At 43.1% G+C, this 12,612-nt stretch carries 15 protein-coding genes; 3 read left to right on the forward strand and 12 right to left on the reverse strand.

Annotated elements, in window-relative coordinates:
- Window positions 1–46: 46 nt before the first annotated feature.
- From virB11 to KJB05_RS28460, 9 genes are all read right to left on the reverse strand, one after another.
- The gene (gene virB11 / locus KJB05_RS28420; protein WP_200769250.1) at window positions 47–1,090 is read right to left on the reverse strand and encodes a P-type DNA transfer ATPase VirB11; all 1,044 of its coding nucleotides are present in this window, start codon (window positions 1,088–1,090) and stop codon (window positions 47–49) included.
- Entirely contained in the window at window positions 1,087–2,241 is a 1,155-nt protein-coding gene (gene virB10, locus KJB05_RS28425) for a type IV secretion system protein VirB10 (RefSeq protein ID WP_208445866.1), read from the reverse strand. Before virB10 ends, virB11 begins: the two co-directional genes overlap by 4 nt.
- Window positions 2,242–2,243: 2 nt before the next feature.
- Complete coding sequence (gene virB9 / locus KJB05_RS28430) at window positions 2,244–3,125, reverse strand: P-type conjugative transfer protein VirB9 (RefSeq protein WP_208445867.1); 882 nt, start codon at window positions 3,123–3,125, stop codon at window positions 2,244–2,246.
- A 9-nt stretch (window positions 3,126–3,134) separates the two neighbouring features.
- On the reverse strand, window positions 3,135–3,824 hold the full coding sequence (locus tag KJB05_RS28435) for a type IV secretion system protein (protein WP_200769252.1): 690 nt from the start codon (window positions 3,822–3,824) through the stop codon (window positions 3,135–3,137).
- A 106-nt stretch (window positions 3,825–3,930) separates the two neighbouring features.
- Complete coding sequence (locus KJB05_RS28440) at window positions 3,931–6,366, reverse strand: VirB4 family type IV secretion/conjugal transfer ATPase (RefSeq protein ID WP_208445868.1); 2,436 nt, start codon at window positions 6,364–6,366, stop codon at window positions 3,931–3,933.
- A 3-nt stretch (window positions 6,367–6,369) separates the two neighbouring features.
- The gene (locus tag KJB05_RS28445; protein ID WP_182028131.1) at window positions 6,370–6,675 is read right to left on the reverse strand and encodes a VirB3 family type IV secretion system protein; all 306 of its coding nucleotides are present in this window, start codon (window positions 6,673–6,675) and stop codon (window positions 6,370–6,372) included.
- A gap of 59 nt (window positions 6,676–6,734) precedes the next feature.
- A complete protein-coding gene (locus tag KJB05_RS28450; RefSeq protein ID WP_208445869.1) occupies window positions 6,735–7,052 on the reverse strand; it encodes a TrbC/VirB2 family protein in 318 nt (105 codons plus the stop codon).
- Window positions 7,053–7,128: 76 nt separating this feature from the next.
- Complete coding sequence (locus KJB05_RS28455) at window positions 7,129–7,305, reverse strand: TraY domain-containing protein (RefSeq protein WP_182028129.1); 177 nt, start codon at window positions 7,303–7,305, stop codon at window positions 7,129–7,131.
- Entirely contained in the window at window positions 7,284–7,811 is a 528-nt protein-coding gene (locus KJB05_RS28460; RefSeq protein ID WP_208445870.1) for a hypothetical protein, read from the reverse strand. Before KJB05_RS28460 ends, KJB05_RS28455 begins: the two co-directional genes overlap by 22 nt.
- Before the next feature lie 583 nt (window positions 7,812–8,394).
- On the opposite strand from KJB05_RS28460, the gene KJB05_RS28465 reads away from it, so the two are divergent.
- The gene (locus KJB05_RS28465; RefSeq protein WP_208445871.1) at window positions 8,395–8,985 is read left to right on the forward strand and encodes an XRE family transcriptional regulator; all 591 of its coding nucleotides are present in this window, start codon (window positions 8,395–8,397) and stop codon (window positions 8,983–8,985) included.
- Window positions 8,986–9,006: 21 nt separating this feature from the next.
- Here KJB05_RS28465 and KJB05_RS28470 read toward each other — a convergent pair whose 3' ends face one another.
- Genes KJB05_RS28470 through KJB05_RS28480 form a run of 3 tightly spaced genes read right to left on the reverse strand, consistent with a single transcriptional unit; the run spans window position 9,007 to window position 10,568 of the window.
- Complete coding sequence (locus tag KJB05_RS28470; RefSeq protein ID WP_208445872.1) at window positions 9,007–9,432, reverse strand: hypothetical protein; 426 nt, start codon at window positions 9,430–9,432, stop codon at window positions 9,007–9,009.
- A 12-nt stretch (window positions 9,433–9,444) separates the two neighbouring features.
- Window positions 9,445–10,092, reverse strand: coding sequence for an isoprenoid biosynthesis glyoxalase ElbB (elbB, locus tag KJB05_RS28475; protein WP_208445873.1), 648 nt, complete (start codon window positions 10,090–10,092; stop codon window positions 9,445–9,447).
- The gene (locus KJB05_RS28480; RefSeq protein WP_200769258.1) at window positions 10,089–10,568 is read right to left on the reverse strand and encodes a hypothetical protein; all 480 of its coding nucleotides are present in this window, start codon (window positions 10,566–10,568) and stop codon (window positions 10,089–10,091) included. Before KJB05_RS28480 ends, elbB begins: the two co-directional genes overlap by 4 nt.
- Before the next feature lie 497 nt (window positions 10,569–11,065).
- On the opposite strand from KJB05_RS28480, the gene KJB05_RS28485 reads away from it, so the two are divergent.
- Window positions 11,066–11,206 carry a hypothetical protein gene (locus KJB05_RS28485; protein WP_213053135.1) on the forward strand — a complete coding sequence of 47 codons (141 nt, stop codon included), beginning with the start codon at window positions 11,066–11,068 and terminating at the stop codon, window positions 11,204–11,206.
- Complete coding sequence (locus tag KJB05_RS28490) at window positions 11,193–12,020, forward strand: hypothetical protein (protein ID WP_182028138.1); 828 nt, start codon at window positions 11,193–11,195, stop codon at window positions 12,018–12,020. Before KJB05_RS28485 ends, KJB05_RS28490 begins: the two co-directional genes overlap by 14 nt.
- Window positions 12,021–12,612 lie beyond the last annotated feature (592 nt).

Raw genomic sequence — 12,612 nt, forward strand, 5'->3', positions numbered from 1 at the left:
CCAGGTTCGTTCCTCACTTGGTATCGACGTCCATTTTTCTCATTGGTTAGGCGGTTGCACTGTTGGGGGCGTACCAAATTTCGGTAATGTGTCGTCCTAATTTTTCATTGCTGTGAACATCGTTGGTCACATGCACGACGATATCGATGACTTGGTGGAGTAATGTTTTGATGACGTCATAAGGCAATGCTCGTCCCTGTGGATTTTGCATTGCCATCATTGCCAGTCGTTCAAACGTCAATTGCGCAGAATTAGCGTGACAACTGGTAATGCTTCCTCCGTGACCTGATGCGTTGACATTGATAAAATCGAAGGTCTCAGCACCTCGTAACTCAGCGAGCATGATGCGGTCAGGCTTCATGCGTAAGCAGCTTTTAAGCAGTTTTGCACTGGTTACTGGATCGTCAGGTAAGGCTTCACTTGGATAAAACAGGTGTACGCAATTTTTGTGATTAGGCAAAAATAGTTCTGGTACATCTTCAATCGTAATGATGCGTTGACCATGTGGAATAAGTTCCATTAACGCTTTCATTAATGTTGTTTTTCCGCTTCCTGTCCCTCCTGCAATGACGATGTTTTTTTCACTCAAGACCGCAAGTTCTAAAAACGCTTGAACGTCGCTATCTTTGAGTTCAAGCAGTTTTTCTTCAAGGGGCGTTAACCCTTTTTTAATAGGGCGTATGTGCTCAAAAAAACCATCTTTTGCATAATCAGTGAGTAGGCGATTCGTGAATGAAGGTTTACGGATCGTGAGGCTGACTGTCCCTTCTTCGCACGCTGGCGGTATCACAAACTGTACCCGCTCCCCTTTAGGGAGCACAGCAGACAGCATAGGCGTTGTGACCGCTATGTTGTTATTGGTAAAGGCGGCAACAGAGGTTGCCATTGACATTAAACGATCATAAGTCAGATCTGGTACATCAAAGCACTGCCAATGGCTATTCTTTTCTATCCAAATCTCAAGCGGTCTATTGATAGCAATTTCTGTGATCTCATGATCATTGAGCCATTTTTCGATAGGTTGAAAGAGAAACTTGACGGAGGCGTCACGTTCAACGATAGAGCCAGCCGTTTCTAATGGCGCATTCATTGGTTCACCTTTAGTTGATAGACTGTAGAAAAATCCAAATCTCTAGCAACCACAATGCCTACTCGTTCGCCTTGGTTTTTGTAGAACGTTGGAGGAATATTAATGGTGTGCTTGAGCGCTTCTGCCGCCATGTTTTGCGCGGTGTCTGATGAATTCTCAAAGTTATTGACGTTTTTACCGCCGTTTGTCGCTACGTAAGCGGCGAAATCGTCTACTAATGAGAGCATCATTGCTCCCCCGAATCGTTGCCAGAAGTGCGTTTCAACATAACCATCCACACCGCCAGCCCCTAAGCTGTCGGTTGCAGGAGAGGCAAGGTCAATCACGATGCCGTGGGGCGTTTTAATTCTGTCCCACAGGACAAAGAGGCGGCTTTGTCCTTGCGCAATATTCGCTCGATACTCTCCTGTTACTTCGGAGCCTCGCTCAAGCAGTAAGGTTGTCCCATTATCACTATAAATATTGCGAGTGAGCGTACATTTAGTCATACCTGCCACGGTAGAATTTAAGCTGGTATTGAGTACACAATCTATGTATGCCCCTTTCGCAAGTAAGTAGTCACGGTTGTAAAGGACGCCAGCTAATGCTTTATTGGTTTTTGTCGCGGTAAGCTTGCTCGCAAGCCCTGAAGAGTCTTGCTCTCCAGCAAATAAGTTAAAGCTGTCCGTGGTTTGGGTGTTTGGTGGGGTTGCTGTTTGTGGGACTATCCCTAATCCACCTTCTGAGCCTCCTTGTCCAATGCCCCCTTTTGAAGAGGAAGCACTGCTTTTGTCCAGCAATACAGTTTTTCGAGCTTTTACCTCATGATTTTCTTTTTTGGGCGGTGGAGGCGGAGCCTCTTTGGGCTCCTCCACAACAGTAGGTTGTGGAGGCGGTGGCTCTATTGCGACTTCGTCTTCAAATTCAAATGTTCGCCCTGCTTGAAAGCGGCTTTTACTACTGGTACTTGCTGTGGTAGTTGTCGTTGAAATGTTGGTGTTGGGTATCGATGGTGCTTCTTCTTTTGGAGAAAACAACTTGAACCAAACTAAGCCTCCAACAAGAGCAATAAGCACTAAGCAAAAGCCAACGAATGCTGCTATTTTCTTACGATCAGGTTGATTGGGATTTAAGAGTTCTTCACCGTTTAAGGTTTCGTTTTGTTCACTCATGCTCACTCCTTGATAATTCGTTTCACGCCTTTCACTGTACTTCCGGAGCGCGTGTCTACTGAAAGGGTGTCAAAGGCTTGGTTAGTGACGCCGACGACGGCGTTATCGAGACGTAATACCAGTTGTCTTGAGATCCGTTGAATGACGATAGTGTCAGGATCATGCGCTGAGATATGGCTATTAATCAGGGTTTCCTGTCCCGTTTCGGTCACAATAAAAATGGCGGGAATTTCACTGTTTTGAGCAAAACTCAAATACGTAAATCGACCATCATCAAAGGCTTTGACAGGCGCAATGTTGCGAGATTTTTTACCCACTTGCATAACATAATCCCAGTTCTTTGCATTCACTTCTGGTGTGAATTTTTCCCGCAATTTTGAACGCTCTAGCTCAAGGGCTTTGCGCTTCGCTTCTTCGGCGGGGTAACTAAACGTCAAGCGGTAGGTATTCTGTCTTCTGCCTTTTGAGCCGTAACCAAGGTTGAGTGCAAATGAATAGTTGCGTTTATTGGTCACCACATTCAGGTTTGTTTTCCAATCTTTGACAGTTGGAGTGATGAGGATTTCTTCTTTGACCTCATTGCCTTCTTCATCAAAGTAGGTTTGGGTTCCTGTGGTTGAAATGGCTTTGATAAATAAGTGATTGCCTTTCGGGGTGGTTTCCCAACCGTCAGCAAATCCCGTAAAGACATGTTCAATTTTTTCATCAGGGCTAAACACAATGTGCGTAGACATGCCAATGTAGGCGGTGATCGCTACCACGTCATCATTATGGTAATCCGTGGATTGAATATTACTGTCGCGGCGGGATTGGTCTGGAACATCGAGGGCAAAACAAGAGCTGGATACCGCAAAGAGGCATCCAATCAACAAAAGTGTTTTCATGGTCTTTCCTTAACGGACGAGTTCTTCGTCAACGCGATATGAGGTGACTTCAAAGGCGAGAGGGTTAACGAGACGCTGCGCTTGGCTCATCTCTTTATCGGGAACGTATCGATAGCCAACGGTAGCAACCCAAACCGTTACATTGCCTTTATCTTTGCTTTCGACTTGCTTTATGGCTTTTTCAAAGCGGATGGTCGCCATATGGTTTTGAGCATCATTGACAATGCTCAATATTTTCACTGTGGCTTTGATTCGTTTACCCCAAGCAACATCAAGGGCATTGTCACCTTCAAAAATAGACGCGTATTCTCTTTGAACATCGGGGTTAGAAAATGCCAGCGTGCTGTTGTAGTCGTTTTGGATGGTGTACCAGTCGTAGACTTCACGCCAGCGCAGATAGTTTGAGAGCCAGTAGCGATCGATGGCTTCTTGCTCAGTGAGCGTATCGGTGGTTTGATCGAGTACGCTGACAACCTGCGTTTGACCCGAGTTTTTATCCACCGTGACAACATAAGGCTCAACCGTTTTAAGTGGCATTAACAGGGCTAATGCCAACCAAGATAAAACGGTGAGTCCACATGCTCCTTTGGTGATAGTCCAAGCTCGATGTTCAGATTTTGCCGCCATGATCGATTTCGATACTTCAAAATCGACGGAATCCTCAAAGAGGGCAGCTTGCTCTTTCTTATTTAATGTCATGGTTAATCGTCTCTATTGGCGCATGTTGGTAATCAGGTTTGGGTGCGGGTGATGTTGCACACGCGCTCAAGGTGAGCGCGAGGCAAAATACGAGGAGTTTCATCGGCTATTCTCCTTGTTGTTCTTTTGCGGTGGCTTTAGAACGTTGTTTCATGGTTTTGACTTTGTCTAGAAAGACCGGTATCCAATTGGAAGGGTTATCCCCAACCTCAGCGACTGCTTCATCAAATAGGGGAAGTTCTTTAGAGCCTGCCGATAAAATGGTGAGTTCGTCACCCATATCTGGCATGGCAAGTGAGCAAACGGCTGAGTTAAAGCCTTGTTTGATTAGGCACAAACGGCTTTTTTCTCCGAGGTTTTGTACAACATTGAACTCTTTTTCTGTTAAACCAAATCCGTTGACGTATTCGTCATGTTGCGCTTTGGGATTGGGTAAATAGATTTCAGTTGAGCAGGACTGAACTAAGGCTGCACCTTGAGGGGACTCAAGCAATGAGGAGGGAAGTTGCGTGGCAAACACGCCTAATCCATTTTGCTTACGAATGGTTAACTGTTTGTTTCCGACAAACTCAGAAAAGGCTTCATCGTTCACCCACTTCCAAGCTTCATCCATGACGTAAATAAAACGACGACCATCAATAATGTCTTCCATTCTGTGGAGCAAATACATAGAAATGGGCGTTCGTGCTTCGTCATTTTCCAAAAACTCAGTGCCATCAATACCGATGTTTCGAGCGACCGTAAAATCGAGTTCATCCATTGGGTTGTCAAATACCCAACCAAACTCCCCACCTTGACACCACTTCGCAAGGCGCAATTTGATAGAATTACTCAACTCTTCTTTGCTGGTTCCCACTGCGATATTTTGGTTAATGAGGGACAAGCGGCGGATCGACTTATCCATTGCCATAACGGTATTCACGGCTTGGTCAATGGATTGTTCTTCAAAGACGCTGAGAGGCATATCAGGTCGCCTTGCTAAGACTCGAACCAATGTTTTTAGAAAACTGATATTGCGGGGTGTTGCTTCCATTTGGAAGGGGTTAAAACCAGAAGGTTTACCGTCTTCTACGCGCAAGTAATGTCCGCCAAGCGCACGTATCATGACTTCTGCACCACGGTCTTTGTCAAAGAATACCGTGCTAAATGGGTTGTTTTGTGCGTACTTTTGGGCTTGGCAGTAAAGCAGTCCCAATGCGACGGTTTTTCCTGAGCCTGTCATGCCTATCATGCGAGTATTTCCCGCGACCTGATCGCCGAAATTATTTTCACCATCCACGGTGTAATGGAAGTTAAAAAAGAAAGGGTGACCAGACAGGGTTTTTAGGCGAGTGACCGCACTTCCCCAAGGGTTGCCGTCTCGTTTTCCTATTAAGAAATTATGGAAAGGAGCAAAACTGGCAAAATTGAGCGTGGTAATACCCGCTATGCGTGGTCGGTATTGCCAGTTAGCGGGAAGCTGCGCAAAGAACGTGGCATCATTGGCTATTTTGGTTGGCACAGCCATGATGTCTTTATCGCTGATGAGTTTTTGCGCATTACTTCGGTGTTGTTTTACCGCCTCAAGGCTGTCGCCTATTACCATCATAGAAAAATGGAATTCACCCATTGCAAATTGACCATCAACTAAATCGTTTTTGGCTTGCGTCATGGCGGCAATTTGGGTCACTGCGTCATCGCCTGAATTGGACAGTTGTCTCTCTCGTGTTTTTAGGTATTTGAGTCCTTGCTTACGAGTAAAGAAGCTCAGGCTTTGAGTTAGGATAAATTCATAAGGTGTATAAAGGAGCGAGTCGAATAAGCCGCAATAGCTGTCTTGACAATACTCTTTGATATCTAAACCTTGTAAATATCGAGTGCTTCCATTGGCTTCAAGCTCAATGGTATCCATATCTACTTTCATCCAAGCATGACCAATGATGTTATGAATTTCTGATGGTGTTGCTTTGACGGGTTGCCACTGCGTAGTCAGCAAGTAGTTAAGGAAAGTGAGCGGCTCAGATATTCCGTTTACAATGCCAAGTGGCGTGACGTTGTAGCTTGATAGGTTGGTTTGGATGCGATCGGCGATTTGCTCAAACTCATCGAGCCTTGCCGTTAGCTTGGCTTTAGCGGCATCGAAATCAAAACGTCCTTTTTTGATCTTTGTGTCGCTATTTCGTTGCACTACCGTGATGTAAAGTTGGTTAACCATGACGGCATCACCAAACATAGCGTTATAACGCGCATCAAAATGTTGGCTAAATTCATCATCAAAAACGCCTTCTATCGAGTGCTGTACTTTGCGGCGAAGGGTGTGTACCCATAGGCTGATATTGCTTTCAGCCAAACTCTTATAAAGACTGTTCAATCTTTGGTGTGCCAGCTTTAAATCGTCATTGTCTTTGGTTTCAAATGACAGCCCCCCCAGTTTAAAGATGCGTACCAGTGCGCCGTCTTTGGTGCTTAAAGTGTGGCTGTTTATGTGTGAGGAATAAGGAATGAAGTTGGCAAGAGGGGATTCGTTGTTGATGGTGTCAAAGTATTTGGGTTTACCAAACATAAGTTAATCTCGCTTCTTGAATGGAATAGGACTGTAGACGGCTGCTTTATAGAAATGGCGGTTCGTGTTGGTTCTACGGCACTTGAATTTCAGCCAAAGCAGCGAAAACATGTTGTCGTCATATTTGGTGACCGCACGCATGATGAGGTAGTTAGGAATAATCAATAGTAATAACCACATTCCAAACCCAAAGTAGTTAGCCCACATTCCGACAAAAACGATCAACATGCTTGATGTGAGAAGGGGTGTCATGGGTACGGAAAACATCATGGCGGGGCGAGTGCACGCTTTAAAAATAGGTTCAGACATATCATCTCCGAAATGGAAAGTAAGCGTTCAGAGCAAGATGAACGCTTACTTTTGAGTCTTTAAGAAATTAAGTAACCTGCAATTTCAGCAGAGCCGCCGATAAGAAGACCAGCGATGATGATTTTGCCGACTTCCATTGCTGTGGCATTGGTGAATAGAAATTTGTAACCCGCCCACATCAGAGCAACGGTGACGGTAATAATGGCTGCACCACGTAAGATCCCTGCGACGTTATCCATAAAGTCATTGACTTTATCGAGTCCGGCGGCATAAGCCATATCAGGAGCAAAAAGGCTAATAATGACGATGGTTAACATGAAAATTAGCGTGATTTGACGACCTGAAAGAGTGGTTTGAAATGGTGAGTATGTATTCATAAGTCTTCTTCTTAGTAAGTGAATAAAAAATAAATCCTTTAGTTGGATCTTTTGGTTGTGAAAAAAAGCGCCGAACTTAACTTGTCGTTCGGCGCTTCATCTTTTCATCAAACTGAGCGAGGTGATCGCAGAGGCGAAAATTGGCTTCTTGCCGCTTTGTCCTCTTATTTGCTTTTGCTGAGGCTTCAAGGCGTTGGTTGGTTTGCTTATCTATTTCAAACCAAATGCCCGTCATGCCGTCTTTACTTGGCATTGTTTCTCCTTTTTCTTGGGTTCATTCCAAATGCTGTATGGCGTGGGTTGTTGATTGTGTGCGAGAAAGAAAGCGTCCTTGAATGTTGGCATAAGCAGACATTCGACTTCACTTAATGCGGCTTTACGGTTGACGTGTTGCCGCCAATTTTTCTCTGTGAGAGTGAGGTTACGCTGCTTACGATAAATACGGCTGGCTTTCTGTAGTTGCTTGATTTGCTCATTGGAAAGCTCGAACTGGTGATACTTTTTTCGAGACAGGGTCGGACATTCTGTTATGTCAGTACGCACTGTTTTTTTCTTGTTAGGAATGGCGCGTTGCAACCAAGAAATATCATTCGTATGGGGAGGTATTAATGAATAAGTCAGTGCAGCAAAAACCGCTTTGTTAGCAACGTGACCGATGGTTTTGACTCTTAAAATAGAAGTTTTTTGAATCAGGTGGTTAAAGAGTCTCGCTTTGTGTTGGTCTTCGCAGAAGCCATACACAATGTGGAGATTACTCATGCGTATTACTCCTCTTGCTGAGTGGGACATAGGTTTGCACTAGAGAAGCGCAAACCTATGTACTCTTATAAAAGAGTGCTCATTAAGAGCGTAAAACTAGCTGGTACTCCCAGTCGCCTCAGGTAAGAGGACATGGTCACCGCCCCAGCATGACGCAGGCGGTAGTAGGTGATTTAAAAGTTAGGGATATTACGCACCCCGTGCCCCTCGGCGCTCTTTGCGGTAAATGGAAGCTGTCAGCCTCCAATGTCGTAGTTCAAACTTAAACTACGGATAAAATGCTTTAAATACCTAAAATGACTGTGATATATATCACAGTCTCTTTTTCTGAGAAGTAGTTTTGTTTTCTCAAACTAGTGAGAAAATCACGAGAAATATTAAAATTCAATGAATTAGCTTCTCATTAGCTCAGCAGTCCACAAATTACTTCGGCATTTGTATGTGTGTTTATAAATTAGTCGAAATTGAATCTTGAATCAACCTTTAAGTAGGATTGTTCTATTAAAAGGTTGCTTGTCGTTTTTCATGTATGAGGTATGGGTCTTAGAATTTAGGTGTTTTTCTTCTTTTGGGGTTACGTGAAATGCAGACGTTGGGTCAACGGTTGGAAGATCTGAGGATTAAATTTAGGTTGACGAAAGAAGATGTAGCTCGTATTGCAAAAGTTACAGGGACAACAATAGGAAAATGGGAAAAAGACCTAATTATTCCAAGAGATACCAAGCTGAAACGCTTAGCTGAACACTACAATGTTAGCTTTGAATGGTTGCGAGTTGGTATTGACGGAGCAAAAGTGACACCTGTTCCTGAGAGTTTTGCGGTATCGATTCAATCTTATAAAGACGCCGATGAATCTGTATTTTTTGATGCTCGACTGCTCCCTTCTGGTCACAGTGATCGCCTAATGTATGTTCAAGTCGAAGGGCATAGTATGGGAGATATACTTCCTGACGGAAGTAAGTTGATTATTGATCTTGAAGACCGACATTTCAAAGACGACAAGCTCTATGTTTTCAAAACTCAAGATTTCGTGTCTATTCGCCGGTTATCTTTCACATCAAGCGGTGTTAGGTTGCAATCTTTAGGTAGTCAGAAAGACGAAGTTCTTACTTTTCAACAGCTATCTAAAGTTGATGTTTTAGGGCGGATAATATCTTCGATTTGTCCAAGATAATGCAGCCTCACGGCTGCATTATTAATTGAGAGTTGTCTGAAAGCGGATTGTGCTTTTACTCACAATGAACGCTTGGTTCCTTATTTCCTTTGGTAACTTAGTGTTAGCGATCAGTTTTTTTAAGTAAGTGTCTTCTGGTAACCTGAGATCTTGGTATAACTGCTCAATAGGGATATCTTGACCTTCATGCTCAAACAAATAACTAATAAATCGATGGTTGGTACTCCCCTGCTTTATTCTCAATATCTCATCCTCTCCGCGTAAAATTGCATTCTGAGATGTATTAAACAAAAGCTCTGTTTTTGGAGGTTGCTTTTCCTCAAAAGTTGTAGCTATTGTGGGATTCCTATTTGATTCCAAAGATAAAAGTTCTAGAGCAAGCCAAAGTCCAAGACCCATAAAAGCACTTACACCAATAGCACAGAGAATATCGTAGGTGCTTTCCATAGGCTTAACATTTTAAATAAGGGAAGCTACTTGCTCTACTAGCTTGTCGATGCCTTTTTTAGCATCAGCTATGCTTCCTGCTAACATATATGCAGGGGTAGTGACAACATTGTAATCGTTGTCCACAACAATATTGTCTACAGGGCAGCCAACATGCAGTCCACCAAGTTTATTGATTACGCTTGCGGTTTCCTCATCGTAACCAATTGTGCAGCGAACACCGTTATACACTTTAGGTAGGAGCACTGGTGCGATACACATATAACCAACAGGCTTCTTCTTGCTCGCAAAGGCGGTCATTACTTTTTGAAATTCAACGTCAATGGAAAAATCTGCGCCATCGGTAGCGAATGTCGATAGGTTTTTTGCTACTCCAAAACCACCAGGAACTATTAGCGCTGAGAACTCTTGTTCGTCCAGTTCTGATAGTGCACTTATGTTACCACGAACAATACGTGCTGACTCTTCAAGTACATTTCGAGCTTGTTCTTGATCTTCACCTTTTAGGTGATTAATTGTGTGGAGTTGTGGTTTATCTGGAGCGAAGCATTGATAAGTGATACCACGCTCTTCAAGAGCCAGTAGTGTAAGCACAGCTTCATTGATTTCAGCGCCGTCAAAGACGCCGCAACCTGATAATACAACAGCAAATTTTTTCATAACCTAGCTTCCTTATTATTCATTAGTTCAAGTAGTTGATTGTTCGCCTTTGTTTGGTATGCCTCCATAATGTCAGCAATCAAACTTAGTTTTAGGTGAACATCTTTATTCGAAAAAACGACCTCATAAACATCATTCAAGAAGGGATCGAACTCGAACATTTCTTCGTAGTGGTTCCCGACGTTTTGGATTGGAGCGTCGAGTGAGTTAAATTCTCGTAAGTAAACAGATGTGCGGTGTTTGAGCATGTTCTTGATTTTGCGTTTGATAGCTGCTTCATCACTTAAATCATCGTTAAGGATAATACTCTCCAATTCTTTCAGCTTGCCCCTAGAGTGATACCAAACGACTGACCTTACGTAGTTGTAAGTCATAAAAGAAGAAAGGTGATCGAGATTGTCTGGCTTGGTGATTGCGACACCCCAACCCATGAACCCAAATACTAGGAAAAATAGGAAAAGCAACTTTAACTTCATAAGCTCATACTACTGCAACTGATGGTGATTTGGTTTTTATGTCGCTTTGTAGGTAACGCATAGTGATTCATAATGCAAATGATTGAGGTTAAAGTGAGAAGGTCTGCCAGAACAATGATGAATTCTTGTGGTTATTCTTCCTGATTAACAAACCAATGAGCGTTGTTAAAAATCCAATTGATGGATTTTTAGTATCATTTAACGGTTGTCAAAGCCCCCTATTTTACACTATAATACGTTTAGTTATTGAAGTTAAAAGTGCATTACATAGCACGCTACTACATAGTTTTCTATGTAGTGTATTTTTCAATAATAGAATGTGTTGGGAGTGAGACCCCGACTACATAGCATTCGCAAAAAGCCGTTCTCCCACAAGTGAACGGCTTTTTTGTATCTAAAATTTACTATTTGATCTTTAAAGAGATCTTCTGTAAATTGAAGTTTCTATTGTTTGGACTCTCAACCCAAGCAACCCTAAAAATCTTGTGGAATCTATTATGACCAACATAAATTTATCTTGCTGTAAGCAAGACGCCAACAGACTCAAAACCCAAGTAATGACCCGTATTGTTAATGGTTATCTCAATGAGATCCATTTAGGTCATAGCTTTGAGGGTGAGTCTCATGTTAACGACTAATACCCCATCACCAACGGTAGCCAAAGCACAGTACGATAAAGAATATCGTGCCAAACGTAAGTCGCGTAAGCATGAATTGATTGCGCTACATCATGAAGTCGTCTCTCGTGAGCAAGAAAACAATCCCAATTTTTCTTTTGGCTTTTCCAAGCGTCGTTTATTACGTTCTGGTGAGTGGGTCGATCTCCCGCATGAGTATGCTTTTATCTTAAAAGGCTGTGAGGAGTTCATTACCAATCCACAACGCTTCCCTGGTCTTTTTGCATGGGGTGGTGCTGCGATAAATAACATCCAGTGTCGAACTCTCATTGCAAAAGTGCTTGCCTGTATCTTACCAAACACTGATTTGATAGGTGGACGTGTTGGCTTACCAACAGAAGCTGGACTGAGCACAATCAGTTACGATCAACTGCAAGAAGATTATGCCCTTCGTTGGGGGGAATACATTGCCCCTAAATCATTTGCAAAGGTAATGAAATACCTACGTCGAGCTTCATACATGTATACCGAGAGAATTAATGTGTGTGTCGACGATGAAAACGGTACAGTTCGCAGTGCTGCAGGCTACAAGCAATTTACAGCGAAGTTCTTTAACGATTTAAAAGTGACCACTCGCAAAAATATTTGTGATTTAATTATCGCATCGCGCGAGCGTGCCACCAAGAAAGGGTTGCGCTTTGAATGGTTGAACTTCCGAACCATCGCTGCAGGTATCCAAGAGATTTTCAATGCATCGAGGCTTAATGAGTATACTAGCGTTACATCAAGCTGGTTGAGTAGCCATCAAGGGCAATTACCCCTCTCCCCTCACTAACCCTATTCATTGTATCCGCTTTACGGCGGAGGTTTTCGCTCATCTAAAGCTCATTAACGTTCAAATAATCACCAGATTTAGCCTGTGTTACGTCTCTTTTTTATGTATAGATAAACCATTTCGATATCTTTCATCGATAGGAAGTATTTACCTTTCAAAAGGTAGTGCAACAAAATAATGTTAAGAATTACTGCTAAAAATCATCTCAATAGTCTAATGCGGTTATGTGTACTCCGTATCTAAACTTCGTATATACATAAATACTTAAATAAATATTTAAGTATATTTAGTTCAGGTTCGTGCTGGCTGCTATATTGGAGCGTAGCGGAAATGTAGAGACAGTGCGAAGCCGACAAGCGATAGCGCGTCAGTCTCATCCCCCACGTCTAACTTGATCGATCCCCCAAAAGCGGTCGCTTCGCTCCATGATACCCACAGCCAGCATCAACATTAGATACTTAATAAATCGGGTCTAACTCCTAGCTGGCTGCGCTGCTCATCTATCAGCAAAGCTATAAACACATCACAAATTGAAAACACAGTGCCCCGTCAGGGGCAAGCCCCCGACACCCCCATGTCTAGCAGGATGTGA

The organism is Vibrio sp. B1ASS3, from assembly GCF_905175355.1.
Lineage (GTDB): Bacteria > Pseudomonadota > Gammaproteobacteria > Enterobacterales > Vibrionaceae > Vibrio > Vibrio owensii.

What these genes read in the sequence shown, in the direction of transcription:
- virB11 (WP_200769250.1), bottom strand. Translation starts at nt 1,090, where the DNA reads ATGAATGCGCCATTAGAAACGGCTGGCTCTATCGTTGAACGTGACGCC.
- virB10 (WP_208445866.1), bottom strand. Translation starts at nt 2,241, where the DNA reads ATGAGTGAACAAAACGAAACCTTAAACGGTGAAGAACTCTTAAATCCC.
- virB9 (WP_208445867.1), bottom strand. Translation starts at nt 3,125, where the DNA reads ATGAAAACACTTTTGTTGATTGGATGCCTCTTTGCGGTATCCAGCTCT.
- KJB05_RS28435 (WP_200769252.1), bottom strand. Translation starts at nt 3,824, where the DNA reads ATGACATTAAATAAGAAAGAGCAAGCTGCCCTCTTTGAGGATTCCGTC.
- KJB05_RS28440 (WP_208445868.1), bottom strand. Translation starts at nt 6,366, where the DNA reads ATGTTTGGTAAACCCAAATACTTTGACACCATCAACAACGAATCCCCT.
- KJB05_RS28445 (WP_182028131.1), bottom strand. Translation starts at nt 6,675, where the DNA reads ATGTCTGAACCTATTTTTAAAGCGTGCACTCGCCCCGCCATGATGTTT.
- KJB05_RS28450 (WP_208445869.1), bottom strand. Translation starts at nt 7,052, where the DNA reads ATGAATACATACTCACCATTTCAAACCACTCTTTCAGGTCGTCAAATC.
- KJB05_RS28455 (WP_182028129.1), bottom strand. Translation starts at nt 7,305, where the DNA reads ATGCCAAGTAAAGACGGCATGACGGGCATTTGGTTTGAAATAGATAAG.
- KJB05_RS28460 (WP_208445870.1), bottom strand. Translation starts at nt 7,811, where the DNA reads ATGAGTAATCTCCACATTGTGTATGGCTTCTGCGAAGACCAACACAAA.
- KJB05_RS28465 (WP_208445871.1), top strand. Translation starts at nt 8,395, where the DNA reads ATGCAGACGTTGGGTCAACGGTTGGAAGATCTGAGGATTAAATTTAGG.
- KJB05_RS28470 (WP_208445872.1), bottom strand. Translation starts at nt 9,432, where the DNA reads ATGGAAAGCACCTACGATATTCTCTGTGCTATTGGTGTAAGTGCTTTT.
- elbB (WP_208445873.1), bottom strand. Translation starts at nt 10,092, where the DNA reads ATGAAAAAATTTGCTGTTGTATTATCAGGTTGCGGCGTCTTTGACGGC.
- KJB05_RS28480 (WP_200769258.1), bottom strand. Translation starts at nt 10,568, where the DNA reads ATGAAGTTAAAGTTGCTTTTCCTATTTTTCCTAGTATTTGGGTTCATG.
- KJB05_RS28485 (WP_213053135.1), top strand. Translation starts at nt 11,066, where the DNA reads ATGACCAACATAAATTTATCTTGCTGTAAGCAAGACGCCAACAGACTC.
- KJB05_RS28490 (WP_182028138.1), top strand. Translation starts at nt 11,193, where the DNA reads ATGTTAACGACTAATACCCCATCACCAACGGTAGCCAAAGCACAGTAC.